The sequence below is a fragment of the Terriglobia bacterium genome, from assembly GCA_020072645.1.
Taxonomy (GTDB): Bacteria; Acidobacteriota; Terriglobia; order Terriglobales; family Acidobacteriaceae; genus Angelobacter.
The window spans coordinates 40,043-66,314 of the sequence record JAIQGK010000006.1; the positions used below are offsets into that span (position 1 = coordinate 40,043).

Sequence of the window (26,272 nt, forward strand, 5' to 3'; positions counted from 1 at the left end):
GGATTACATGAAGCTGCAACTGGGAATGTTGAATACGGACGGACGGCCCGTCGCGCAAGCAGACTTGACGCGGATGCTGGGCAGCTACAGCCGCTGGAAGGCTGAAACCGCCGGCGAAGCTGCGGAAGGGCCGTTGTTGATGATTTACCGCGGCGACCAGATCACCACAGAAGAAGAGCATGAGATACAGCCATGGCGCTTGGGTGAACTGGCGCTCACATGGGACGGACGCCTCGATAATCGCGAGGAAATCGCGGCCCTCAGCGGAGCCGCACATCTGACGCACGTGCCCGATCCTGTCATTGTGGCGCACGGCTATGAGCGCTTCGGCGTGGCAATCTTTTCCCGCCTGATCGGAGAATTCGCCCTGGCGCTTTGGTGCGGAAAAAACCGCGCGCTATGGTTTGTCCGTTCGGCTTGCGGCACACGTCCGTTGTTTTACGCTTTTGCCGGAAAGTCTTTGTTGTGGGCGAGCGACTTTGCCCATCTTGTCCGGATCAGCGGAGCAGAGCTCGAAATCAACGAAAACTATATGGTCGAACATCTGGTCTCACAGCCAGACTCGCGCCACAGTCCTCTGGCGAGCATTCATGTCGTCCCGCCGAATACGATGCTGCGTTTTGAGAGCCAGTGCTTCGCACCTCCGCTACAGCTCTGGGACCCTGCAGCCATACGTCCTCTGCGCTACAAATCAGATCGCGAATACGAGGAACATTGCCGGGCGATACTGATGGAAGCAGTGCGGGCCAAATTGCGCTCCAAACACACTGTTTTTGCAGAGCTCAGCGGCGGTCTGGACTCTTCTTCCGTGGTTGTCATCGCAGACCATGTGCTCGCCCAGCAGAACAGGGCGCCTGAACGCCTGCAAACCCTTTCCTGTGTTTTCGAAGAATCGGAAAGCTGTGACGAACAATATTTCATAAAAGCTGTGGAAGAACAGCGCGGCATCCAGACCGTGCGCATATCGGAAAAGCAACAGCAGATTTCTTCCGGCCTGCGCGAAATCAATTTCACCGGCATGCCCAATCCTCTGCACTGCGCAGACGGCAGATTTCGGGCTTACACATCCGCCATGAAGGCCCGGCGCGCGCGTGTGTTGCTTACGGGCGCAGGAGGGGACCATCTTTTCTGGAGCGCCGTGGATGCCGCTCCGCTGATCGCCGATCACCTATACCAGGGCCAATTCCTGCGGATGCATCGTTCCTGCCGGGCCTGGAGCCGCACCATGGGCGTTCCTTATATGCAGCTGCTTTACGGACAGGCCCTGCCTCGGGCTGTTGCGGCCGCCCGCTCCAGGACTCCTAGGCAGGAAATTCCCCGGCTGCCGGACTGGCTTCCGGAGCGGCACAAAAAAGCGTATGCCGACCATATGGTTTCATCGGAAACCCGGGGCCAGGCGCTGCCCATCGTACGCATTCAATTGCGCGAGTTGCGGTCGCTCTTCAACATGACTTCCGCCGGCTACACCAGTGAATACCGCGATGTTTATGTTTCTCATCCTTATCTATACAGGCCGCTGGTGGAATTTTGCCTGGCTATGCCTCCTGACCAATTCTTGCGCAATGGCGAAGGACGATCTCTCATGAGGCGGGCCATGTCTGGCCTGCTGCCCTCGCGAGTTCTTAAGCGGAAAAGCAAAGGCGCTATCAATGAAGCATTTTCCAGGGCTTTGCAGAAGGATTGGGATCTCATGGATGATCTGCGCCAATGGCAGCTTTGCCGGAGAGGTTTTGCCGATCCGCGGATATTGCACGACCACTTGACGAAATTGATGCTGGGCATCGACCCGCCCGGCAGCTACGTCGTGCGGATTCTTTCCGCGGAACGATGGCTCAGGAGCCTGGAAAACGTTCACCAGGAGCAGCCTGAATATTCTCTCACTTACGCATCATGAGTTTACCGTGCCGCCAGACGGTCGAAAGAACGTTTTTTCGAGAATTGGCGGAGAAAGGCACAACCATGAAATACGAAAAGCCTCAACTGCACTTTGTAGGCGATGCCAGCAAGCTGATCCAGAACAAGGGACACGACGTCCTTGATGTTGATGTTGGCGGCATGGCCCACATTTTCCTTTCCAGCAAGCTGGAAGAGGAATAACCAAACACCGCGGAACGACGGCTGAGAACTCGGGGGCGCGATCAACAGGAGCAACCCGAATATTCTCTCTGTCGCATCGTGAGTTTCCGTGCCGCCAGACGGTCGAAACAACGGTTTCGAGAATTGGCGGAGAAAGGGACAACCATGCAATATCAAAAACCGCAACTGCATTTCATCGGCAATGCAAGCAAGCTGATCCAGATCAAAGGAAGCGACGTCATTGACGTTGATATTCCTGGCCATGCCAAGATTGGCCTTTTCAGCAAGCTGGAAGAGGAATAACCAAACACAGATGGAGCCGGCGTTCCCGGCTCCTCTTTTTAGCTACGCTGCCGCCGGAATCACAGCACGTCAAGATGGAACATTATTTTTCCTGTTACATGGCCCACGATATCGACCCGCGAGAGCGGAACTTGGAGAGCACCAGCGAGCGCCCCTCGCGATGAGCGATTCCCACGTCCAGGTTTCCACCAGGAACATAAATAAACCAGATCCGCTTCTGGACGGCTTCCGCTTCTTCAAGACGAGCAGTGCTGGTATTCACCAGCACAAGTGAGCGGGGATGGGCAATCAGGGGGCCGGCGCTGTTGTCTGGTATCCATCCGAACAGATCATGGTTGATCTCGCGAAAATGCCTGATGAGCGCTGCCGGCCAGGGCTGGAACAGGTCCGTCCATCGCCGATAAACAGCAGGACGAGTGAGGTCCAGGGAACTGGGCAGCGAGGCTTGATGCCGGAACAACTGCTTGTTGCCGCGGACGTGAACAATCACGGGCTTCAGCACCGCGCCCGCGCTGTTGGGATCGAGCGGCCCATCCAGGCCGCGGCTTAACTCTTCCAGCGACACCTGGAATATCAGTGCAAGCGCTCTTCTATGGTCGGAGGTCGGTTTTCTTTTTCCATTGAGCCATCCGGACATCGCCTGATGCTGAAAGGCCAGCCGCGGCTGATGAAGCGCGTCCGCCAGAACACGACTGCGGCGCGATACTTCACGCACCGTCAGGCCGCTCTGTTTCTGAAGATCGCGCAGATATTCAAAAGACACTTTTCAAATATTCCCCCAAGCATTTCCGTTCAAAGAGCTTGAACGGAGCTGAAATTTTTCAAGAGTTATCTTCAGGGCGAAATGAAGACAATCGCCACTCTAGTCAGGACCAAAACAAGTACGTTTGCTACGCTGAAAAAAACTTCCCCTCAAGTTGTTCTTCAGCAGCGGCGATACCAATATGATGCAATTTTTCCGAGCTTTGCCAGCCCCGCCGCAGATTGCATTGCGAGCTGGATTCCCGAATTGAAATTCAATTCTGCGACCTTCTGTTACGGCAACAGAGTGCCTGTTGTCTGGCGTTGCTCTCATCGTGGCGGCTGCAACAAACAAAACCGCCTGCCGAAGGGCAGGCGGTGTACGAAAAAGGATCAGGTAGGCTAGCCGGCTTTTTCCATAGCCGGCAGAGAAACGTCGCGGCGCTCCACCATTTCTTTTGTAACTTCAAATTCTTTCACGCGTTTCTGGCTGGGCAGGTGATACATCAGGTCAAGCATCAACTCTTCCAGGATCATGCGCAGCCCGCGAGCGCCAACTTTGCGCGCCATGGCTTCACGTGCGATGGCGGCGAGCGATCCGTCAGAGAATTTGAGTTTCACGTTCTCAAACTCAAACATGCGCTGGTACTGCTTCACAATGGCGTTGCGCGGGCGGGTAAGGATTTCAATCAGCGCGGCTTCGTCGAGATCATTCAAGATGCCGACGACAGGCAGGCGGCCGACGAATTCTGGAATCAGGCCAAAGCGGACGAGGTCCTGTGGCTCAGCTTTTTGCAGCAATTCAGTGTCACGCTTGCTGGCTTCAGTAAACTCTTTTTCTTTCTGCTCACTGGTGCGGAAGCCCATGGACTTTTTGCCGATGCGCCGGGCCACGATTTTTTCCAGCCCAACGAACGCTCCGCCGCAGATAAAGAGAATGTTGGTGGTGTCGACCGGGGTAAATTCCTGGTGCGGATGCTTGCGTCCGCCTTGCGGAGGAACGTTGGCCACGGTGCCTTCAAGGATCTTGAGCAGCGCCTGCTGCACGCCTTCACCGCTTACGTCGCGCGTGATGGAAGGATTTTCATCCTTGCGCCCGATCTTGTCGATTTCGTCGATATAGATGATGCCGGTCTGCGCGCGGCCTACATCGCCATCAGCGGCCTGCAACAGTTTCAAAACAATATTTTCTACGTCCTCACCCACATAACCAGCTTCAGTGAGCGTGGTGGCGTCCACGATGGCAAAAGGCACATCGAGCATGCGGGCCAAAGTCTGGGCCAGCAGCGTTTTGCCGGTGCCAGTGGGGCCGATCAGCATGATGTTGGACTTGGTCAGTTCCACTTCGCCGGACTTGGTGCGGTTCATGTGGATCCGCTTGTAGTGGTTGTAAACGGCGACGGAAAGCTTTTTCTTGGTCTGTTCCTGCCCGATGACGTATTCATCGAGGAACGTTTTGACCTCTTGCGGCTTAGGCAGATGGTTGGGAGCGGCTGCGGCGTGCGATTCCGTGCGGTCATCTTCCAGAATGGAGTTGCAGACGGCAACGCACTCATCACAGATGTAAGCCCGGGGATAGTCGCTGGGTGACGAGATGAGCTTGGCAACGGCGTCCTGCGATTTATGGCAGAACGAGCAACGAAGAGTTTCTTCGGGCGTCCTCGGTTTCACAAACTTGCTCCTTGGTTCAGTCGGGCCTTGTATCTGGCCAGCGGCCCATCTGACCTCACTACTTTGACATCACTTATGCTTATAAATAATGTCGTCAATGATTCCGTATTCTTTGGATTGCTGTGCATTCATTATAAAGTCACGCTCAACGTCTTTTTCCACTTTTTCCAGCTTCTGGCCGGAGTGCTTGGCAATGAGCTGGCTAGTGATTTCGCGCATCCGCAGAATCTCTCTAGCATGTATATCAATATCCGTGGCCTGGCCGCTAAGGCCAGACATCAAGGGTTGATGAATAAGAATCCTAGAAGTGGGTAGGGCGAAACGCTTACCCGCGGCACCGGCACAAAGTAACAAGGCCGCCATGCTGGCCGCCTGCCCGCAGCAAATCGTCATCACATCCGGACGGACGAACTGCATGGTGTCATAAATCGCCATTCCGGCTGTGATCGATCCGCCGGGGGAGTTGATGTAAAGCTGGATGTCCTTTTCCGGGTCTTCCGCCTCAAGAAACAGCAGTTGGGCGATCACCAGGTTGGCGATCGTGTCATCAATCGGCGTGCCAATAAAAATGATGTTGTCGCGCAGCAGCCGCGAATAAATGTCATAAGCGCGTTCTCCGCGGCTGGTCTGCTCTACTACCATCGGTACGAGTGCCATAAGATTGCTTTATCCTTCCGTCACAAAACCGGGCTTGCCCGGCAAAAACTAATTTGAGTTCGAATACAGCAAGTTTAACGCTTTTTCGCTTCGCATGCGGTCACGTAAGCGTTCCACGGCATTATCTTCCGATAGACGCTTCCTTACTTCCTCGACCGGCTGCTGCATCTGCGCCGCCATGGCCTCGATTTCGTTATTCAGCTCTTCATCGCTCACCTGGATATTTTCCTTGATGGCGATCTTGGCCAGCAGCACGCTTGATTTCACTTCTTTAGTGGCGAATTCTTCCTGTCCGGCGCGCAGCCGGCCAAAGTCCATGCGACGCATATCTTCCGTCTTCATGCCCTGCGCCGCCAGCGCCCGCAATCCGCGCTCCAGGCGAAGATCAATCTGGTGCTCCACCATCGACCGTGGAACAGGGAAGTCATGCTTCGCAAGAAGCTCTTCAATCAACTTGTCTTTGGCTTCATGCTCAGTCTTGTGCTTCAGCTCGGCTTCCATGTTTTCCCTGAAGCGCTGTTTCAGGTCGCCAAGGTTCTGGAAATCAGGGCTGAGTTCTTTGGCAAAATCGTCGTTCAGCTCCGGCAGCGCTTTCTTCTTGATGGCGTTAACCTTTACCTTGTAATCAAAAACCATTCCGGCTAGACGCTTGTCATAAAAATCTTCTGGGTAAGACACTTCAAAGCTGCGCTCTTCACCGGCCTTGGCGCCCGCCAGATTCTTGGTAAATTCCGGGATGGTATTGGCTCCGCCGATTTCGACAAGAACTTCTTCCATCTGCACGGGCTGGGCGGGAGCTTCTTTCTGGTCGGGGCTTTCGACGGCTGCGTCTTTTGCTTCAGCGTCTTTGCTTTCAGTAGCCTCGGCCTCGGGTTCGTCGTCGGCAAGATTTTTAGGGCGCGCCTCGAATGACACCTGAACGAACTCGCCATTTTCCGCGCCACACTCTTCGTCAACGGGATCAAAGCTGGCCTGCTTTTCCTGCAACAGCTTTATCTCGTGATCAATCTGTTCGTCGGTCACAGTCACGTCCGGCTTTTCAACCTTGATGGCTTTGTAGTCGCCCAGTTCAAATTCCGGCAGCACCTCAAACGCGGCCTTGAATTTGATGGGCTCGCCCGGCGTAAATTCCAGTCCATATATATGAGGTTGAGAGACAGGCCGGAACCCGCCCTTGACCACGGCTTCACGGAAATATTGCGGCACCAGGTGCTCCACCACGTCACTGGTGATTTCACTGGAAAAGCGGTTCCGCACCATGCTGGCCGGGACTTTGCCCTTGCGGAAGCCTGGGATGCGGGCCTGCTTGGAATACTGCTGCACCAGCGTCTCCTGGTGCTTGGCCACCACATCGGCGGGGATTTCTACCTCGATTTCGCGCTTGCAGGCCGGATCCATAGGCGGAGGCCCTTGAGGATGCGTGTGGCCGGGCTCGCCGTGATCGTGCTCATGCTGGCCTTCAACTGCCTGCGCTCCAGTGGTTTGGGCCGTTTCCGGCTGCTGCCCGGAGGAAGGGTTCTCAGGATTCTCGAGTGCGTTGCGTTCTGCTGCGTTATCCAAGTGATTTCCTTATCGGTGCCGACGTGCTGCTGATGCTGTAAAGACACGAAAAAATGGGGGATTTCCGGCACGTACCCCAAACAATCAGTTTATGAGACGTTGCGGTAGGGGTCAAATGGGGGAGGGGCTGCCGATGACCTGACCGTGAGGAAAAGATCAAAAGGGAGGTTTCACGGCTGCAGAGTTTAAAGATGACCAATTTCAGCTAGGCCTTGAACTCTACCCTTGTTGTTACGATGTCGCCTGTTGTGCCCACTTGCTCAGGTTTATGTCGTAAGTAGCCAACCCGTAGGCAGCTGACCTCTTCGAAGCGCATCGCAACCAAAAGTGCCGCTAAGACATGGGGTTTGGGCCCCATTGGCACAAGAGTAATATTCGTTTTCGCTTCAGATTTATGCCAAGAAACCAGTTCAGCCAGATTTCCAAAACAGCGCTCTACACTAAAAAGAGGAAGCTTCAGGCATGCGTCAGCTAAAGCTATAACTTCCTTATTCGCATTACGAGTTCGATCTGGATAATCCGGAAAAGCAGCAGGATCTGCGAGGTAACAGAGCAACACATCTGGTTCGAGACGATCCAAAACGCAGAGAGCGGCGGACCCTTCGAAGCCGAGACCGAATACCGCAACCGATTTCGAAAGTGGAAGGGGCAACCCTTCGCAGCCCGGTAGGCTGAGAATTTCTTTAATGACCACAGGAGGTGCTTCAGCCTTGTGATGACCGACAGCATAAAGTAGATCCACGTCTATGCTCCCGGGCCCAGGAAAAAAGCGCACCCAATTCAGCACTGCTGTGTACCACAGTCTTGACATTGATGAGTAATCAATCAATATTCGGGTGTTCGAACCGAGAGGGTTAATTTCTTCACGGAGCAGCGAATAGACGATTCCATCGTCATCAGCTCGTATCAAACGTGGTTTTCCCCATCTCTCCGAGAAATATTCGTCATTCTTTTGCCGTTGCGGGTCTTGTTCGACTTCTTTAAAGCCCAAAACCACAACCTTCTTGGCGCGGACTTTCTCGAGGGCCCTCGGTATATGAGTACATCGTTCTTCGTAGCCACTTGAAAATAGCACTAAATCGTAGTCACACCGCAAGACTTCGTCTGTTTGTAAGTCGCAGACGCGATATAGGATCATCTTTCGAACTCCCTACTTGAACAAGTTGAGCGTTTCCTGTTGACCGCGTCCCCGCGGAGTATCTTGGTGCTCCCTGACTACAGTTGACAGGCTAACGGCTTTTCCGCGGCGAGGGAGTATGTCAAAGTGCGGCGCGAGGACATATGCAAGGTGAAACTTGCTCTCACCTTCCGGCATCTGATCTGGGTTTCTGGCATTGATGTTTGGAAACAGCAAGCCCAACGCAACTGCCTTTCGGATAAGTGGCGCGTATTCCGAAGTACGGAGATCGACAGTAATGGATGAGGTCTGATCGCTTGAAAGAGGTATATCGTGGAGAGCGTAATGCATATACGAACCAATTTGCTGTAACAAGCGATAAAGAGCCGGTCCCACGACTTCTTCACTCTCTACCGGGTTCAGCGTGCTGGCTGAAAACGCCTTAAGAATTCTGGTCTGCTCTCTTGGTCTTATAGTCGTCACTCGCCGCCTAGGCCATCCCCGCTTCCAACGCGTTTCGAGGCGAAATTTGTTGAAAATTCGGATTAGGCGGCGCGGATTTGCGTCTCCACACCGAATAAGCATCATTTCACCAGAATAAACTTCAAGTTCACCGCGACCTTTTTGGTTTTCTACAGCATCCCTAAGGAGCAATGCCGGAATAATCTTTCTTCCTATTTGGTCCATAAAGTCGGCTGGGGAGTTGCATAACCTTTCGGCTCGCGACTGAGTCTCTGCATTTGCATATTTTCGTAATAGTTGCATGTTAGATGATTGGGGGCTCCATTCTCCGAACTTGGGCTCCAGCAAAATTGAATGCCCAAGTAACGCTCCCAAGGTGAGGCCCTTTCCCTTAAACCCCGAAATTTCAGCACGTTTTTCGAAAATGGTATCCGCAAATCGCTTACCTTCCGTCCCTCTAGCTCCAGCCCAAATCACCGGGTCTTGATCAATGTATACATACTCAAAATCGTGACCAACATCGAGTGGAACATTTGTATTCGTTGCCAGAGTATAGTGATGGTAGGGCATGGTCGTAATCTTGAAGCAGAGGTTCTTAGAGAACGCACGCAAGTGTGAGTTCAATATCCTATGGTGCATCTCCTCAAGAAATTCTGCTTCGTCAATGCAAAGAAACCAACAACTGTGGTCGGGCAAGCGTAATGCCTCGGACGCAAGAGTAAGCCCCCTCCTGAGTGGCCCAAATAGATCGGTCATGAACGGAATTCCCACTGGCATTTCACCGTCAGAAAGTTTCCCATGGGCGCGCGTTCGGGCTAACTGAAGTTGCTTCGCATGTTCTGTCTGCTGCAAGAACCTTTCGACTCCCCGCAGCGTATCTAGCGTTAAAGCCTGCCCTGACCAAGCGGTTGCTATTTCGGTCGCCAGTTCAGCCTCAAGAGATGCCCTGCGCCCTTTGTCGGGAAAGTAGATTTCCAGGCAGCTCTTGAGGGTTGCTAAGAGTGCTAAACAAGTAGAGAGGTTTAGACGCCATTGAAAAAACTCTTCTTTCTCTCGCTCTGTCAACCATGGCTTGTTTTTTAAACCGGAAACCCACTCAAGCTCCGTAGGTACATACACTCCGATGAATGTCTTCTCGTGGATTATTTCTCGCGCCCCTTTTACATTGAGCTTCGACAAGTGGTCATGAGAAAGCATTTTAGCCAACGCAGTCTTGCCTGACCCTCGAGATCCTAAGACGATATGGTGTTTTGCCGAAAGTAGCCGCCAAAAGGCTTTGGTTGGAAGAAATGTTGCAACTAGTTCTTCACGGGTGAGATTGCGAGCATTGTCGATCTCAAATAAGTTCTGCCGTTTCTTATTCGTCATTGGCGCCTTCATTTCTTGACGAGGAGAATCATTTCGTCTACCGATTCCCCCCTCCGCTTGAACTTAAGCTCCATTGCAAGGCTATCTACAACCTGCACAGCCCGCTCGTCGGGGAGATACTTTAGATTGGGTGCCGCCTCTATCACCTCTGACCATTCCACGTAGTCTTTTTCTTTGAGCTTGACCTCGAGAACCGAACGCATGATTCTCTTGAGGTTTGCGGGGAGAAGATATGCTCCGAACAACTCGTTGTGTCTGATGCCGTGATGTGGTTTCTTGCTTGGTACCCATCCGGGCCCGCACACGTACGTCCAGCTTTCAACCCTTCCGAAAATGCTACCAATATCTGCGTCCCGGCCATCGATATGGATGAGGTGAAACTGGTTGCTCACGGACCCCGCCCATCGCGTATCTAGCTGCACGGAAAAGCTACCAGAACATAGCACTGCCAGTGGAGAGCTGGAGCTGACGATGTGAGTTTCAAAATTTGGCAGGTGCTTGTGTCCGTGAATTAGCAGATCAAAATTATGACGACGGAGCAGATCAAGTAGTCGCCCTGCATTTGTCATTATGCTGAAATCAGGATTTGCCTCGATGGGATCGCTGTATTGTAGCGGATGGTGGTGAACAAGAAAAATCTTGACCTGTAAGGGGTCGGGAGGATCTGATGCCAGATGCTGATCGAGTTCCGCCAAATGTTTGTCACTGATGCCGCCATGATGGATCGCCACAGTAGGGTCATCTTCCCACGACGAGTTATAGCCAACTGCAAAAACATTTTTAAAGCGCCAAACGCAGAAGTGCGGAGGAGAGAGCACACCATGACTGGCTCTTTTCATGATCTTCCTAAAGATCCAGTCTTTTGATTCCAAAGGAGCATAGCGTTGCCGGCGCCGAAAGCCCGTTGGATCTGGGCTTTTCAAAACGGTCCAATCCACATCGTGATTCCCTGGAACGAAAATGATGTTTTCCTTTCCCACTTGTAGGCGCTTCACGACTTCGAGAACGAATTTTGATGCGAGTTCAAACTCTGCGGGTTGAGCTAAATGGCTGACGTCACCCGGCAGAACTAGATAGTCCGCCCGAATTGAGCGCTTCCTCAAAAATTCTAAGAAAGCTCCCTTATATCCACTTTCAACTGCATTCGTGGCGATGTGATCTGGGCACAGGTCTTTCGATCGAGCGCCTATCCCAACATGCAGATCACTCATTACGGCTAGAGTAATTGGAAACAAATCTTGCTCCAGAAAGCCAGAAGTCATAGCGGAAAAGCTCTTGTTCTTAGTACAAAAGAGGATCTTATTCCGCCGTGTTAATGTTAGTAACTATCAACTCTGCCGCCTTGCGGCGGTGCTTTGCAAAGCCAGATATATTTCTCTGCGTCATGACCTTGCGAACATTCCATCCCTTCAAATATTGCAGAGCCTCAGAGCAATGTGCATAACTCAACACAAAAGCAGCTCCGCAGGCGTCAATGGCGTTTAGGCCTTGCGAGAGGCGGATTAGATCGCTGATTCCGAAGGAACTCGGGCCATATTGTCTGAAAACGCGCCGATTTGTTACGGCGTAGGGGGGATCCAGATAAACGAAATCCCCTCGGCGAACCTGGTTGATTGCGACAGCGAAATCATCACACAAAATGGTGGCACGTTTAAGCAGATCTGATGCTAGCAAAAGCTCTTCGAGGGTTGGGAGATTCCCCGTTCCAGCGGAGGAAAATGGGACGTTAAAACGTCCCATCGCATTCGTTCTATAAAGCCCATTAAAGCAGAAACGGTTTAAGAATATGAATCTTGCCGCCTTTTGAATTTCGTCCATGCCCTTGGTTTCTGCTTTGCGGATTCTGTAATAGCTCGCGCTACCTTTTCGCAAGGCATTAACGGCGGCAGATAGTGCAGCGGGACAATTCTTTACAGTAGTGAAAGTGGAAACTAGGTCGGGATTAATGTCACTCAACAGAGCGTTTTCAGGACGGAGAGAGAAAAACAGGCTAGCCGAACCCATAAAGGGTTCAACATATCTTGTGTATCCGGCATCCCAATATGGTACCAACTTTGGGAATAGCTTTCTTTTACTTCCGGCCCACCTGAGAAATGGTCCGGGGCTCGAAACTTTCATTATGGTGGCGCGCAGCCTCCGATCGCTGCCCTTCTCGTTAACTGAACAGTTTGGCCCATCCTAACATCAAAATATTGTTTTTCTGCAATAATCGCGGAAGACTTAGAAGTGCTAGCGCTTTGAAGATGCAATATTTTTCAAAGGACGTCTCTGTTAATGGGCATGTCCTGATTCGTAATTGATTCGTGTCTTACAAACCTCTATACTTCGGTAACGCCTCAGGGCGCGAGGTCTTCAAGAGGCTCTTTGAAAACACGCAGTCAGCACTCAGCAATCAGCCGAAGCAACCTCAGAACTGCGACCCACTGCCGACCGGACAGCAGGCAGAGGGTTACAAGGGCAAAAAGACCAGCAAAATGACACCGACTAGACTGGCAAAAACAACAGAAAAAGGGCTTCGACCGCTCGGTCACCGCTCGGTCGAATTGCACTTTGACGTTTGTTTTCAACAAAACGCCTATGGGGGGTGGGTGTCTGGCTGAGGGTACATAAGCAGAGGGCTGCAAAGTGGGCTTCGCCAATTTAGATCCTTCATTCGCGGCAAAAGCGGCCGCTCTTTCAGGATGACAGTTTGAGGCGCGGCGAAGTTGCGCCGCGCGGCTTCATGTGATCGCCGAAATCGCACGACATCGCCGTGATCGGAAAGGCAAAACATCACCGCGGAGGCGCAGAGGCGCGGAGAACAGCAAAAAATCGGACACAGGCAAGAGTGCCTGTGCCACAGATTGCCAAGAATCGCCATGATTGCCAAAAATCGCCGTGATCGGAAAGGCAAAAACCTACCACGGAGACGCTGAGACACGGAGAACAGCCAACATCGGGAAGGTTAGAAGAAGGGGAGCGAAGCAGAGGGCCAAGCTAGTTCTTCAGTTTTTCCAGCAGCTTTTCAGGGTTGATGGGTTTGGGCAGCACTTCAAACACATAGCCTTCAGCACGGGCTTTGGCCAGCAGATCAACGCTGGCTGCCTGTCCGGAGAAGAGAATGATGCGGCAGTTGGGGAGCAATTGCATGATGGCTTTGGCGGTCTCAATTCCGTCCATGCCGGGCATGATTACGTCGCTGATCACGGCGTCCGGCAGGACCATCTTGGCCCACTTGACCGCCGACTCTCCATGCGAAACCGCCAGCGCGTCGTGTCCTTCGCCTTCCAGAATGTTGACCAGAGTATCTGCGATGATTGGCTCGTCATCCACGACGATGATCTTCACTAGGCGGGGCCTCCGGCGGAAATCAGCGTGTTGCGTTGGCCTTCCGTGGAGCTTGTGTCCGGGTTGCCGGCCGCGTATTCCCTGGGCAGAAAAATTGAGAACGTTGTACCGTGGCTTTGTTCTCCTGTTCTGCTTTTCATCTGGATGCCGCCACGATGCTTCTCAACAATGCCGCGCGTGATCCACAAGCCAAGGCCGGTGCCGACGTCCGCTTTTGTGGTGAAAAATGGCTGGAAGATGTTTTTTCTGTGCCTTGGTTCGATGCCGCTGCCGGTATCGAGAACGGTGATGCGAACTCCGTGAAGGTGCGAGCCGCTCCACGCATGTGATTTTGAGACGCGCAGGACGAGCTTTCCGCCTTCAGGCATGGCATCGATGGCGTTGGTGATCAGGTTTGAAAATGCCTGCCGGATTTCTCCGGCGAGCGCCGTGATCTCAAGGTCCTTGTCATATTGCTTGATGACCGTGATGTGCCGCGATTCAAACCGTTTTTCATAGAGCAGCAGCAGATCGTCGAGCGTTTCAGTAACGTTGAGCTTTACGGGTGAAGAAGTGTCGCGATAAAACCCAAGCGTCTGGCGCGTGATATGGGCCACGCGATCAAGCTCGCGGCTGGCCAGCTCCAGGTATCCCGCAACGCGGTCGCTCTTAGAGAGGTCACGTTTAGCCAGGTAAACCAGGTTCGTTACGGCTTCAAGGGGGTTATTGATTTCATGGGCAACGGTTGCGGCCATACGTCCGGCGGCAGCAAGTTTTTCCGTGGTCCGGAGCGCGCGCTCGATCTTATTGGTCTCTGTGATATTGCGAATGATCTTAGCGGCGCCAACCACGTTCCCGTTATCGTCCTTTATGGGCGAGATAGTCAGCGATACTTCAATTCTCTCGCCGTTCTTGTGCAGACGTATGGTCTCAAAGTGGTCGATTTTTTCACCGCGGCGTATTTTGCTCAGGATCATGATTTCGTCGTGATGCAATTCCGGAGGAATGATCGTGGTGACCGGCTTTCCGACAATTTCTTCAGCCTTGTAACCGAACAATTTTTCAGCGCTGCGGTTCCAGCTGGTAATAATTCCGTTCAGGTCCTTGCTGGCAATAGCATCGTCAGAAGATTCAACGATTGCGGCCAGACGAAGCGCGGCTTCTTCAAGCTTTTTGTGCCGTGTAATGTCCCGGACAATCTTGGCCGCGCCGACGATTTTTCCCTTGTCGTCCTTTACGGGCGAAACTGTCAGGGACACATGGATCAGCTGTCCGTTCTTGTGCACGCGCACGGTCTGAAAATGTTCAATGCGCTCACCGGCCCTGATCTTTCCCAGGATCGTGGGCTCGTCACCATGCAGTTCAGGAGGGATGATCAGCGTTACAGGCTGGCCAACGATTTCTTGCGCAGTGTATCCAAACAGCCGCTCCGCGCTTCGGTTCCAGCTGGTGATGATTCCGTTCAGGTCCTTGCTGGCAATTGCGTCCTCAGAAGATTCAATGATCGCCGCCAGACGGCGCTGTGCTTTCTCAGCTTCATCGCGCTTTGTGATGTCACGCGCTACGGCAAGCTGCACGATGCTTCCGTCGGCATTCTTGAGCGGAGCGGCGTGTGTTTGCATGCGCCGCCGCACACCGTGAATTCCCACAAGGTCAAATTCAAGCGAGCCTTTTTCGCCCCGGCAGATTCTTTCATTGAACTCACGAAACCGTTCCCGGTCTCCAGGAGCTATCAGGTTGTAAACGTTCTTGCCTATGATGGCGTCAGCGCTCTCCGCGCCCACCATATTTAATCCAGCGGAGTTCATGTGCAGCAGTGTGCCGTTGCGGTCAACAACTTTCACGCATTCCGGCGTTGTCTCAACAATCGCACGGTAGTGTTCTTCGCTCCGCCGCGATGCGTCCTCCGCCAGCTTGGCCGACGTGACGTCAATGACCACGCCAAACATTCGCGAGCCATCGCGCAGCGTCGCGCCTTTGCAGTACAGCCACCGTAATCCTGTCTCAGGATTCTGATAGCGGTACTCAAATTCCATGTTTCCCGTTTCCGCGCCCTCTTTCATGCCTTGCTGCACTTTTCGCCAGTCGGCGGGATAGACGCGCGAAGCCCACTTCTGTACATGGGCAGGATCGGCGGCATCCGTGCCGAAGATACGATAAAGTTCAGGGGAAAGATGGCTGGTTTCATCCGCGGGGTTCCACTCCCACGTCCCTACAAGTTGCGGGTTTATGGTGCGTTCCATAGCGGTTGCAGCGTCCGGGGTGCTGGAAGGTGCAAAGTTCGGCGCCTCTTCCTCACGGTGGCTTTTTGGGCTGGGAACAGCCGACGCTGACGAGCGATCCAGAATAGATTCTCCAAAGAGATCAGAATAGTTAGATGCAGAAAACGGGAATTGGGCTGTTCAGGCATCCCAAACTATCCGAATTATGGCTTTATGCAGCTTTAAGAAGGTAGTCCCTGAAGAATTGCGCTACGCGCCCCATGGCGTCCAGTTGTGCCAGGCCCCGGAACACATGTCCCTGGTCAGGATAGATTTTAATCTGATAGGGAATTTTATGCTGCTGCAGAATGCGCTCAAGTTCATGTGCGCGATCAATCGGCACGGTGGTGTCCTGGGCTCCGTGGAGAATTAGCACCGGCGGAAGATTGCCGGCATTCTTTGTGAATGGCTCCGGCAGACCGCCAAATAGTTCTGCCACGGCGGCGATCCGGGAGTCCTGCGTGGCCAGTGCCAGTGAGAGAAACGCCCCCAGTGAAAAGCCCAGCAGACCGATTTTGTTTGCGTCTACGCCGGTTTGACTGGTAGCAAAGCTGACGGCGTCTTTAACAGTTTCAAGCCACTCAAGAAAGTGCGACTCAATCTGGCTGGGCGCGACCCAGTTATGGCCGGTGCGCTCAAAATAGTGCAGCACAAATACGTGCACGCCGAACATCGCTGCCTGGCTGGCAAAAGGATCAAGGCCATGCAGCGGCCCGCCAGAGCCATGAATGAGAATCACTGCCGGACTACTGCCGTCGCGGCTAGGCGGATAGTGATCAATGCGGATTGGCTTGCCGTCACTGGTGAATGTGGCCATGCCGTTAAATCAGCCTTCATTAAATTAGATGCGCTTCAATTTCAGAATAGCTGAGAAGATGCTTTGATCGAAGCAGGGCGATAGCAGTGATCTTAAATGTGTTGCCAATGGATTTGATGTGGTTGCAGCTTGCGAATTTCATTTAATATGCATCCGTGGCCATACGTGAAATTCATGTAACCGGATACCGCTCTGTACGCAGTCTGCGCCTGCACCTGAGCCAGATCAACGTGTTGACCGGCGCCAACGCTACCGGCAAGACCAACCTTTATAACTCCGTTTTTCTGCTGGCCAAGGCGGCCGCGGGAGGCTTTGCCCAGGTGATTGCTGAAGAAGGCGGCATGGCTTCGGTCTTGTGGGCCGGTGCGCGCAAGAGCCGCTCTATGGGGACTATCCGCATGGAAGGCGTGCGCATGTCTCTGGGCATCAAGACAGACACGTTTTCTTACGAACTGATCTGCGGCTTGCCCAAGCAGAGTTCGGGAGAGAAGTCGGCATTTTCACTCGATCCGGAAGTTAAGGAAGAGCGCGTATGGATGGATGCGCCTCATGGACTCAAAGTCACGTTCTTTGAGCGCTCGCCCAAGGGCGCATGGATCCTGGATAACGATGAGCGGCTGGCTGACTATTCCGGAGAACTGCTGCCTACCGAGTCAGTGCTTTCGCAACTGCGCGAGCCGCATCTTTATCCTGAACTCTCTTCACTGCGCACGGAGATGAGCCGATGGCGCTTCTATCATCACTTCCGCACGGACGCGGAATCTCCTCTGCGACATCCTCAGGTGGGCGTGCGCACGCCAGTGCTGGCGCATGACGGACGCGATCTCGCTGCGGCGCTCCAGACCATCAATGAAGTTGGGCAGTCGCAGGATTTGCATGAGGCAATCCGGCAGGCATTTCCCGGCGCATCACTTGAGATCGAACACGATGAAGACAATGGAATGTTTGCCGTGCTGCTGCGCATGCCGGGACTGCGGCGTCCGTTGCGCGCGCGCGAACTTTCTGACGGCACGCTGCGTTATCTGTGCCTGCTTGCCGCGCTGTTAAGTCCACATCCGCCGTCATTGCTGGCGTTGAACGAGCCGGAGACGAGCTTGCATCCTGACTTGCTGGAGCCGTTAGCGAAGCAATTGGTCAACGCGGCGAAATATTCGCAGCTCTGGGTGGTCACGCATTCGCAGAGGCTGGCGGAGTTGGTGGAAAAATTTTCCGGGGAAGCGCCCATCAGGCTGGAGCTAGTCGGCGGAGAAACGCGCGTGATGGGCCAGAGGACTCTCGAAGAGAGTGAAGAAGAGGCGGGATAGGCCTCTTACGCTATTGCCTCAACTTTTGGCAGTGACACCGCAGCCGGTGGAACCTGTAACTCCGGCATGGGCCTGGAACTGAAAAGCCTGCGACAAGGTTTTGCTAGCAATCGGGCACAGAAGCTTGACCTGTTGCGCCGCGCACTGTCCGTTGAGATGCCCGTTCCCGCATACATCTGCCGGTACAGCTTGGAAACAAAAACGAACGCCAGCCGTGATTTGAAGTTAGGCGTACAGCTGGACCTCTTCCAGATGGATTGGAAGCTGTAAAACCTGTCCCATACGCCCTGTGTCCGCGTGCGGATTTCATCGCAGCTCATCACTGGATGCTCCATGAACATTTTCGGGCGAAATTGGGAGGGAATTAGCCAGAACCGGCTGAGAGGGATGTCCAGCACACGCGCGCTGTCTGGCTGCGTTTTTTCCCATTTCTCAAAGTCCACCGTTCCGGGAAAAGGCGTGAGCATGACAAATTGCGCAAAAGTCACGCCTGCACGTTGCGCCAGATTCAGAGTGGCTTCAAATGTGATCTGCCGGTCAGAGGGAAGTCCAAAAATGAACGAGCCGAGAATATGTATGTTGTGGTTCTTGAACTCTTGCAGCCGTCGGACCAACTCTTCTCCGGAGAAGTTAAAATCTTTGTACACGTCTTTAAGGCCTTCCGGAGTCACAGCCTCCACGCCCACCAGAGCGCCTTTGATATGGGCGGCGTGCATCGCGTCAAGAAACTGCGGATCTTCGGCGGCTTCCATGGTGATCTGAGTAAAAAAGACCATGTCTTGGGGTAGCTGGGCCAGCCGTGACATCAACTCAAACCGCTCACTGCGGATTGCCTTGAGCTCAGCTACACGATGTTGGTTGTTCTGCCGTTCTGCCAGGCGGATATCCGTAAGCGATACCGGATAAAAATTGTCATCGGCCAGTGCGATGTAACGGTAGCCCAGCCGGCGCAGCTCCACGATTTCCTGAATCACTGTGTCAGAGGCGCGCTGCCGGGGCTTTTGCCCATCCGTGCGCCAGACGGAGCAGAAGGAGCAATGTTTGGGGCAGCCGCGCACCGTTTGCACGGAGGCCCACATGTAACGGCCCTGCGGCAGCAGGTCCCAGCGGGCAGATTTGAACTGTTCGGCTCCGACCCTTCCGCCTTCATAAATCTTTTTAAGAGCGTCGTTGTCGGAGTCCCTCAAAGCGTTTGGCCAGGCCTGATCACCATCGCCTTTTACCACCGCGTGAGCGCCCCCTCTTTCAAAGGGCTCTTCTGAGTAAAGCGTGGGATGGATGCCCCCGAAGATAACAGTAGCGCCGCGCTCACGGGCTATGCGCCCCAGTTCATAGCCACGCAAGGCGTTTCCTGTGTGAACGCCAATGCCAACCACGTCGCCGGGGGCGATGGTGAGAGGATCAAGCCGATCCAGTGTTTCGTCGCAAATGACCGGGTCACCGTAAGAAGATGGGGTAGCTGCTGCCAGGACGTACAGCCAGCGGGGGGTAATCACTGCTGTTCCGAACGAAGTATCGCTCGGATTCACTAAATGCACTCTCATTGCGCCTCATCTCGAAAATCATGTTGTCGATCCTGGTAGATATGCAAACTTGAGTATAGCTGTTTAAAGACGTACTTATGTTCGATATCGAGCGAGTGGCAGGGGTTGGATGTTCCGAGCCAACAGCCCGAAATGAAGGGGTTCCATCCGGCGCACTGAAAGCCTTACTTTAAGTGCTTCAGCATCTCTTTAAATGCGGGAGTGCCGGACTTGCCCAGCAATTCGTAGATCATCATCTCTGTCGACGACAGCACCGCGCCGGCGGCCTGCATGCGGTTCAGGCCCAGCTTCCAGTTCAATTCAGTGCGAGAACTCACCGCGTCTGCTGCGACATGAACGTTCAAGCCCTGGTTTAAGGCCCCAATCGCGGTCTGAGTGACGCAAATGTGCGATTCCATGCCGCACAGTAGCAGCGTGGTGCGGTTCCCCAGCTTGCCCACTTGCGAGCAGTATTCGCCATTGCCAAAGCAGCCGAACTCGAGCTTGTCGACAGGCCTCATGTCGGGCAGCAGCGAACTGATCTCGTCCACGGTCTTGCCCAAACCTTTTTCATACTGCGTACTCACCACGATGGGCAGAGACAGGATGTCCGCCAGACGGACGAGCAATTGCGCGTTGCGAACCAACCGTTCTTTTTCAAAGATGGGCGGCAGCAGCTTTTCCTGAATGTCGATGACGGCAAGCGCGCAATCTTCCGGCCGCAGCATGCGCCGCGCAGCCTCAGAGTATGGAGCGGTATCGATGGGAGCGGTGACCATGGAGAAATTGTATATCGATTGCCCTCGGATTTGCCGTGACCTTCTTTCGGGCGCCAGGAGTCAGTTTCCATGCGGCCGACTAATCACCCCGAGAGCCCAAGGATCGGCAGAAGTGTTCACCGGACATATATGCGTGTTCTGGGCAACTGTTAACCATCAACGACTTAAAGAATTTGTGTCGGGCGAAGTTTAAAGGAAGCTTTTTGTGGCTTTTTTATTAATAGTCAGCAGCGGAAAGTTCCTATAATTTGGCAGTATATGGCTGAGCAATGCGCGCTCGCGCTAGTACAGAAGGATGCCCGGTAGATTCCGAAACCGAAACAGATCATTCACTAGAGGTGGAACTCATGGACGAACAGGAACTGAGGAAACAAGGATACATTCGCATCGACCAATTCTGCCGCGCGATGGACACCTGGGCGCAAGTTTGTCAGCAGGAGTTGGAAAGCGACTACAACCTTCGCCGGAACTGGCGCAAAGAGTTCAGGGAACATTGGGCCTTCATCAGGCTGGCCATCGGCAAGAGCTGCCTGCTTGACCGGCTTATCTACGGTGGTGAGACACTTCGTGAAAGGATGTGTCCGGTTCACAAAGGGCACTGGAGCGGATGCAATCTTGAGGGCAAAAATTGTGATTGCGCGCACGACAGTTGCATCACCGGCTGGCTTCAGAATCCAGGCGACCCCAAGTCGGACGCGTCATTCAAAGTGATGCTGTTGAAGGATTTCGAACAAGACATCAAGGGCTAGGGGAGCATTGACCAAAAATCCCATTCGCCTGGGCTTGGCTGCGGACATTTCACCTATCTTGAACGCCCTGTGGCCGTTCGTGAACAGATTGACGCTTTCTTTGCCCCTAAGAAGAAGCCTGCTCGGGCCGCGGTGAGCAGCGCAGCCGCAGAAATAAAGTCGCGTAAAAAAACCGGCGGAGCTGCTTGCGGCAGCCCCTCGCCGGTCAGAGATAAAGATCAATGGATCGTTCTCTTGATCAGGATAATGTCCAGATTCGCCCGTAATTGCTGGGCAAAACCAACGTTTGCTCCGTACCTGCCTTCACGTTGTTTTTGTTGTCCTGGCCATGCAGTTCTTCCACATAATTTCCGTCTTTGGGGAACCAGAAAGGCACGTTCTGGTACTGGTCAGAGAAATTCAGCGCGATCAGGCTAAAGCTGTCTCCATTGGAGCGGGAAAACAGCATGAGCCCTTTCGACTGATACTTGTCCCAATCGTTATAGAAAAAATGGTCGCCTGACCGGAAGTGCTCGCTCTTGTTGCGTAGCGCCAGCACCTTGCGGAACAGCCTGATCAACGACTGGCCGTGATCGTCATAGAAGTAGTCCCAGCGAACGGGGCGGAAGAGCAGCACGCGGCCAACGCCGTCCGTGGGAATTTTGTGGTCTTCTCCAAACTCCTGTCCCTGCCAGAGCAGAGGTATGCCTTTGCACGCCGCCTGCCCAATAATGTAGGGCTGGAGCTTGTACCACAGTTCGCGATTTCCCTCAGCAAACAGGTCATCACCGTGGTTCGGGTCAAGGCCAAAGTTACAGATGAATCGTGAGTGATCATGGTTCTCAATGTGCTGGAAGGCCGTCTTCGGAATCGTGTCGCCGTTCACGGTCACACTTGTGGGAAATCCCTGCAGGCCCCACGCCATGCCCAGTCTTGTGATGTTGTCCCAGTTTGGCGGATTGGCTACGGAGCCCTTCGCCAGATCGCTGGCGGCGCCAAAGGTCCCGTCCTGCCATGTGCAAGTGCTGTATGACTGATTCAGTACCTCTACCGGCGCATCCAACTGCTCGGCACACTGGATGAGGTTGATGGAATCATTATTGGCGAATCGCTGCCAGTAACCTGGGCCCGCCGCGAGCTTTGCTTTAGCGCTTTGATATGTGAAGTAGGTCAGAGCGGCGTAACCGTTTCCCATTGGGCCGTCCCAGTAGTTGGGCACACAGTCATAGCGGAAGCCATCGGCGTGGTAGACATCCAGCCAGTGGTTGTTCACTGTGAAGAAGAAATCCTGCGTGATCTTGCGATTGAAATCCGTGCTGGCGCCGAACATGTCCTTGGCGAAAGGGCCCATGAACGGGTTCTCACGAAACTTGAGCTGGTCATAAAGATACTTGTATGGGAAATCGTCTCCGGTGTGGCCATAGACTGAATCCAGGATCACGGCGATTCCGTTCTGGTGCGCGACGTCTACCAGTTTCTGGAAATCTTTCCGGTTACCGAAGCGATCATCCACGCCGAAGTAGCCGATCGGCATGTATCCCCATTGCACCGTCTCCGCGACGTTGGCCACAGGCATGACCTCAATGCAGTTGACGCCCAGGTCCGCGAGGTAGCGCAGATGTGAAATAGCTCCATCAATGCTGCCTCCAAACTCGTTGATCATCAGTTCATAGACCACCAGGTCATTGAGCTTGGGCGTTTTCCATTTGGCTTCATCCGCGCTCCAGACATAGTCCTCATATCCAAGAGTAAAGGCGGACATCTTGCCCACTCCAAACTCACGAGCGTAGGGATCAATGATCCAATCGATGGGATTGGGATCGTTACCGCGGAAGATCTGGTAGCGATAAACGTAGGTTCCCTTGTTGCCCCAGGATGACTGAAAATGCGTTCTTCCGGATGGATCAATGGAGATCGGGGAGGGAGTTGACCAGAAATCTCCGTAATCAGGATCGAGAGAATGACTGAGCGTAAACTCTTTTGATCTTATGTCCTGAAGGAACTGATCATTCTCATGCAGGATTTTCAGGACCACTCGGTAGCCGTCGGCGGCGGAGACCCATGGCAGAAACATGCCAAATGTCATCATTCCGGGGGAAACTTCACGAGGTCCAAGTTTGCTAAGGGGTAGTAGCTGGGGAGCGTTGGCGGGTGCTGCTTCGTCCCGCCGCAGAACGGGTGCTGATACTGCTAACGACATTTCAAACTCCTTACATAAGCGGCCAATGGTATACGGACTTTGCGCCGTGGTTAATGATTGTGGTGACACCTCCAGGAGCAATTCTACTGCCGATCAGATACCGATTGATACTGGCGGGCTTAGTCAATGATAATGCGTGGCAAACGCGACAACGTACGGTCCAAGGAATCTATGCATTGATCGAAAAGATCCAGGACCGACAAATTTTTCCCGGTAACCAATCCGTTCACGCAACGTAGATAGTCTAGAGGAGACCACCATGGCCAGCAGAAGAACACGGGGGAATCAGTGTCAAAGGCCGGCAGGATTGCTGGGCAGATTCGTCTTGTGGAACATGAATTCTCGGCACTCCAAAGTAACGGACTGGGGCTTGTCTCACATTTCGATCGACAAGCACTCAACCATACTCGACGTGGGCTGCGGTGGAGGCAGAACGGTAAATAAGTTAGCCGCCATCGCATCTCAGGGAAAGGTCTATGGAGTCGATTTTTCCAAAGAGAGCGTCGCCTTTGCCAGCAGAATAAATAAACAGTGGATCGATTCAGGCCGTGTCGAGATTCGGGAAGCGTCTGTTTCTCAATTGCCCTTTTCAGCGGACGTGTTCAATGTGGTAACGGCGGTGGAAACGCACTTCTGGTGGCCTGACTTGGTGTCTGACATGCGCGAAGTTTTAAGAGTTCTGAAGACCGGTGGCGCGCTCATCATTATCGCGGAAGTCTACAAAGGAGCGAACACCGTGACGGCAAAGCTTGCCGAGAAATACGCTCTATTGTCAGGTATGAAACTGCTGACCGCGAATGAACATCGCGAACTCTTCACAAATGCCGGTTACTCAGACGTTCAGATCATTGAGGAACCTAACAAAGGATGGATTTGCGGGATTGGCAAAAAAACCTTCCGCCGGCAGCAGAATCCTAGCCCGTGAGAGTCCACATGTGCGAAGTGGCCCAATCTGCTCCAGGGGCTACATCAAGGGTTCGCCACTCCACTCGTAAAAAATCAGCTCCCCGGACTCTTGGCACATTAACTAATTCGAGTACTTCGTATTGATTTGGAACATTGTGTTCCAGTTCGCGAGACTCGACGCCACAACTGCCTCCTCCTAGAACAATTAAAGGACGGGTGGCCATAGAGAAACTTGGATCCCTAACGAGGGTTTCTCTAAGCTGAGGCTTGTGCTTATGACCGTGGAGGACAATGTCAAATCCATGCTTCTCAAGGTATTTTTCTACCAAGGCGGAATCGCGAATCGTAGATTGATCTTGCCAGTGTTCCCCCGATACTTCAAGCTTCACGGGTTCCGGGAATGGATGGAGGTGGTGATGCACAACCGCAATGCGCACTAAGTTGTTATCGATGTCTTCTCGTTCCAGTAGTTCCTCGAAGTTTCGTAGTTGCCGCCCGCTGACATAACCGTAATGGTGTTCCTCGGTCTCATAGACGCAAGAGTTAAGTGACAAGATGAGGAGGTGATCTTTGGGTAAAACTTGAAGAGAAAGCAAATCTGTAGCTCGCGGGCGTGCGCCATCGACAGTAAGGTCCCATTTTATTAAGGGATAGCGGGTTCTGAACGTATCCCCATAGAACTTGGCCAAAAAAGAGATGTACTGATCGAAGCGATGTGTCTTGTCTATTTTTGAATGGGCCCAATTTACGTCGTGATTGCCAGGACACACTATCACTCGATCTTTCGATATCGACAACCCGGAACACAATTTTTCCAAGAATTGCAGAGCTTCCGTAAACTCACCCGATGTGGCGGTATATGTGAAGTCACCCGAGACGACGAGGACGGCAGGTCGGCCATCCAGGAAGAAATGACGTTTTGTGGATTTGAACTCACGCAGCAGATGGTCTTCGAGGGTCTGGGAATCGTCTCCATCAAAAAACCGGTGCATTCTTATTGGCTTACCATCCATACCTGGCTTCGATCCAAAATGCACGTCTGTCAGATGAATGATTACAGGACTGGAAGGTGACACTGACGTTTTCGCTGTTGGATTGACTTGAGGGGGTAGCGGCGGAACAAGCGACTCTTTGATGAGCGACCGAACCCACGAAGAAAGCTGTTTAGCGGACTCAGTTCTGAAACCGTGTGCACCGAATAGCTCAATCTGATCGGCAGGAGATCGCAAAACCGTAGGTGAACCGGCGGTTCGCGCTGCAGCCTCAAAGTGGCGGCGTGACGCCTCATCGTCTCCGAGTACAAAGTATGCCTCAGCGCACAAGACTTCAGTCCACGCATCTCTTTCATCTGGTGCTACAGTCAACAATTCTTGGAGCATGGAGCGGTACAAAGAGTCTGCCCCTTTTGGCGACTGCGGATTAGCCAGAAGTTCCATCGCAGCGCCATTTATTTTCATGTAATGGTTAGCCGGTGCTAGCAACGCGCCTTGCCGGTACAGTTCGGAAGCCTCGGCAAATCTTCCTTGCCGCTTAAGAAGGCCTGCAAGCATTCCGATGGTTTCCGGGTCTGACGCGTTAAGCCGTAGCGCTTCCCGAAACGCTGCCTCGGCTTCCGCATAATAGGCTTCGCCAAGATTCCGCAAATACCACCCGTGGTAACGATGCAGCTCAAAATCCGTAGGCCTTACTTTGAGTGCGTGCCGGATCACGTCTTTCGCTATCGCCCACTCTTTTTCGTCGGCTAAGCGGTTTGCAAGGAATGTGAGCGTGAATGCTGGCAGAGATTTATATTGTTGAGCCCAACTCCAAACAGCGATGAGTTGATTCGCATTTCGCGCTCGCTCGATCCGGCCACGGAAATCTTGGTCAAACGCTGCCTTGTCCTCCGCAGGATTTGTAGAGGCCCCGATTGAATAAAGAAATCGTTGAATCGGATTCTTGCCAGTGCTCTCAGTTGCTTCTCGGAGTACTCTGGAGAGATCCGCGCGAACCCGTAGCAACTTCGTTGGTGCCGTGAGGTTGTAGAAGAGAACTCGTTGCTCCCGAATGTCAAATGGCAAGTTATGTGGTCTGTCGGCTATCAAAACAGTCGGACCTGTCCCCATGGCTTGACGAATTCCAAGCTCGTAGAAAACGTTCGGGTTTGGAAGAGATACGTCGGCAACTACGACATCCGCCGTGAACAGTTCTTGCAGATACTGGTCGCTGATCCTTCCGGGGGTTGCCACCTCGTCAATGCGGAGAACAGAAAAATCTGCGGCGAGACCAGCCGGTTTGATTACCGTTTCATAGACAGCATCAAAATCGATTGGCGATCGGTCTGGGTCCGACACGTCAGAGTGTATTCCGAAGGGCATGATAACAAACAGTTTTCGCATGTTTATACCTGTCCGGCCAACGTTCTATCCTACGGTGCTCGATGTTGCAAGCAAAAAGCACTTTGCCAATTAAGGCACCGACACTTCAATAGAACTGCCCACAATCGAAAGCGCA

At 53.1% G+C, this 26,272-nt stretch carries 21 protein-coding genes; 6 read left to right on the forward strand and 15 right to left on the reverse strand.

Features of this window, described 5'->3' with window-relative positions:
• Positions 1-7: 7 nt before the first annotated feature.
• From LAO76_10230 to LAO76_10240, 3 genes are all read left to right on the forward strand, one after another.
• On the forward strand, positions 8-1,894 hold the full coding sequence (locus LAO76_10230; protein MBZ5491296.1) for a hypothetical protein: 1,887 nt from the start codon (positions 8-10) through the stop codon (positions 1,892-1,894).
• A 65-nt stretch (positions 1,895-1,959) separates the two neighbouring features.
• A complete protein-coding gene (locus LAO76_10235) occupies positions 1,960-2,097 on the forward strand; it encodes a hypothetical protein (GenBank protein ID MBZ5491297.1) in 138 nt (45 codons plus the stop codon).
• Positions 2,098-2,241: 144 nt separating this feature from the next.
• On the forward strand, positions 2,242-2,379 hold the full coding sequence (locus LAO76_10240) for a hypothetical protein (protein ID MBZ5491298.1): 138 nt from the start codon (positions 2,242-2,244) through the stop codon (positions 2,377-2,379).
• Between the two features lie 94 nt (positions 2,380-2,473).
• Here LAO76_10240 and LAO76_10245 read toward each other — a convergent pair whose 3' ends face one another.
• From LAO76_10245 to LAO76_10295, 11 genes are all read right to left on the reverse strand, one after another.
• A complete protein-coding gene (locus LAO76_10245; GenBank protein ID MBZ5491299.1) occupies positions 2,474-3,142 on the reverse strand; it encodes a helix-turn-helix transcriptional regulator in 669 nt (222 codons plus the stop codon).
• Positions 3,143-3,522: 380 nt separating this feature from the next.
• Positions 3,523-4,791 (reverse strand): ATP-dependent Clp protease ATP-binding subunit ClpX, encoded by a 1,269-nt coding sequence (clpX, locus tag LAO76_10250; GenBank protein ID MBZ5491300.1) that lies wholly within the window; start codon positions 4,789-4,791, stop codon positions 3,523-3,525.
• A gap of 69 nt (positions 4,792-4,860) precedes the next feature.
• Entirely contained in the window at positions 4,861-5,448 is a 588-nt protein-coding gene (clpP, locus tag LAO76_10255; GenBank protein ID MBZ5491301.1) for an ATP-dependent Clp endopeptidase proteolytic subunit ClpP, read from the reverse strand.
• 48 nt (positions 5,449-5,496) lie between these two features.
• Positions 5,497-6,846 (reverse strand): trigger factor, encoded by a 1,350-nt coding sequence (gene tig / locus LAO76_10260; protein ID MBZ5491302.1) that lies wholly within the window; start codon positions 6,844-6,846, stop codon positions 5,497-5,499.
• 367 nt (positions 6,847-7,213) lie between these two features.
• Positions 7,214-7,999 (reverse strand): hypothetical protein, encoded by a 786-nt coding sequence (locus LAO76_10265; GenBank protein ID MBZ5491303.1) that lies wholly within the window; start codon positions 7,997-7,999, stop codon positions 7,214-7,216.
• A 159-nt stretch (positions 8,000-8,158) separates the two neighbouring features.
• Positions 8,159-9,955 carry a hypothetical protein gene (locus tag LAO76_10270; GenBank protein MBZ5491304.1) on the reverse strand — a complete coding sequence of 599 codons (1,797 nt, stop codon included), beginning with the start codon at positions 9,953-9,955 and terminating at the stop codon, positions 8,159-8,161.
• Positions 9,956-9,963: 8 nt separating this feature from the next.
• Positions 9,964-11,217: a metallophosphoesterase gene (locus LAO76_10275; protein ID MBZ5491305.1), complete on the reverse strand. Its 1,254-nt coding sequence runs from the start codon at positions 11,215-11,217 to the stop codon at positions 9,964-9,966.
• Positions 11,218-11,254: 37 nt separating this feature from the next.
• A complete protein-coding gene (locus LAO76_10280; protein MBZ5491306.1) occupies positions 11,255-12,073 on the reverse strand; it encodes a Dam family site-specific DNA-(adenine-N6)-methyltransferase in 819 nt (272 codons plus the stop codon).
• A gap of 858 nt (positions 12,074-12,931) precedes the next feature.
• On the reverse strand, positions 12,932-13,282 hold the full coding sequence (locus LAO76_10285) for a response regulator (GenBank protein ID MBZ5491307.1): 351 nt from the start codon (positions 13,280-13,282) through the stop codon (positions 12,932-12,934).
• Positions 13,282-15,504, reverse strand: coding sequence for a PAS domain S-box protein (locus tag LAO76_10290; protein MBZ5491308.1), 2,223 nt, complete (start codon positions 15,502-15,504; stop codon positions 13,282-13,284). Before LAO76_10290 ends, LAO76_10285 begins: the two co-directional genes overlap by 1 nt.
• Before the next feature lie 190 nt (positions 15,505-15,694).
• Positions 15,695-16,339 carry a dienelactone hydrolase family protein gene (locus LAO76_10295; protein ID MBZ5491309.1) on the reverse strand — a complete coding sequence of 215 codons (645 nt, stop codon included), beginning with the start codon at positions 16,337-16,339 and terminating at the stop codon, positions 15,695-15,697.
• 155 nt (positions 16,340-16,494) lie between these two features.
• On the opposite strand from LAO76_10295, the gene LAO76_10300 reads away from it, so the two are divergent.
• Positions 16,495-17,643 (forward strand): AAA family ATPase, encoded by a 1,149-nt coding sequence (locus tag LAO76_10300; GenBank protein MBZ5491310.1) that lies wholly within the window; start codon positions 16,495-16,497, stop codon positions 17,641-17,643.
• Between the two features lie 5 nt (positions 17,644-17,648).
• Here the strand turns inward: LAO76_10300 and LAO76_10305 are convergent, their stop codons facing one another.
• A complete protein-coding gene (locus LAO76_10305) occupies positions 17,649-19,187 on the reverse strand; it encodes a radical SAM protein (protein MBZ5491311.1) in 1,539 nt (512 codons plus the stop codon).
• A gap of 164 nt (positions 19,188-19,351) precedes the next feature.
• Positions 19,352-19,945 carry a hydrolase gene (locus LAO76_10310; protein ID MBZ5491312.1) on the reverse strand — a complete coding sequence of 198 codons (594 nt, stop codon included), beginning with the start codon at positions 19,943-19,945 and terminating at the stop codon, positions 19,352-19,354.
• A 347-nt stretch (positions 19,946-20,292) separates the two neighbouring features.
• Here LAO76_10310 and LAO76_10315 point away from each other — a divergent pair, with 347 nt between their 5' ends.
• Positions 20,293-20,694, forward strand: a complete 402-nt coding sequence (locus tag LAO76_10315) for a hypothetical protein (protein MBZ5491313.1) — start codon at positions 20,293-20,295, stop codon at positions 20,692-20,694.
• A 238-nt stretch (positions 20,695-20,932) separates the two neighbouring features.
• Here LAO76_10315 and LAO76_10320 read toward each other — a convergent pair whose 3' ends face one another.
• The gene (locus LAO76_10320) at positions 20,933-22,873 is read right to left on the reverse strand and encodes an alpha-amylase (protein MBZ5491314.1); all 1,941 of its coding nucleotides are present in this window, start codon (positions 22,871-22,873) and stop codon (positions 20,933-20,935) included.
• Between the two features lie 259 nt (positions 22,874-23,132).
• Here LAO76_10320 and LAO76_10325 point away from each other — a divergent pair, with 259 nt between their 5' ends.
• Positions 23,133-23,798 (forward strand): class I SAM-dependent methyltransferase, encoded by a 666-nt coding sequence (locus LAO76_10325; protein ID MBZ5491315.1) that lies wholly within the window; start codon positions 23,133-23,135, stop codon positions 23,796-23,798.
• Here LAO76_10325 and LAO76_10330 read toward each other — a convergent pair.
• Positions 23,788-26,157 carry a metallophosphoesterase gene (locus LAO76_10330; protein ID MBZ5491316.1) on the reverse strand — a complete coding sequence of 790 codons (2,370 nt, stop codon included), beginning with the start codon at positions 26,155-26,157 and terminating at the stop codon, positions 23,788-23,790. The genes LAO76_10325 and LAO76_10330 overlap by 11 nt on opposite strands.
• Positions 26,158-26,272 lie beyond the last annotated feature (115 nt).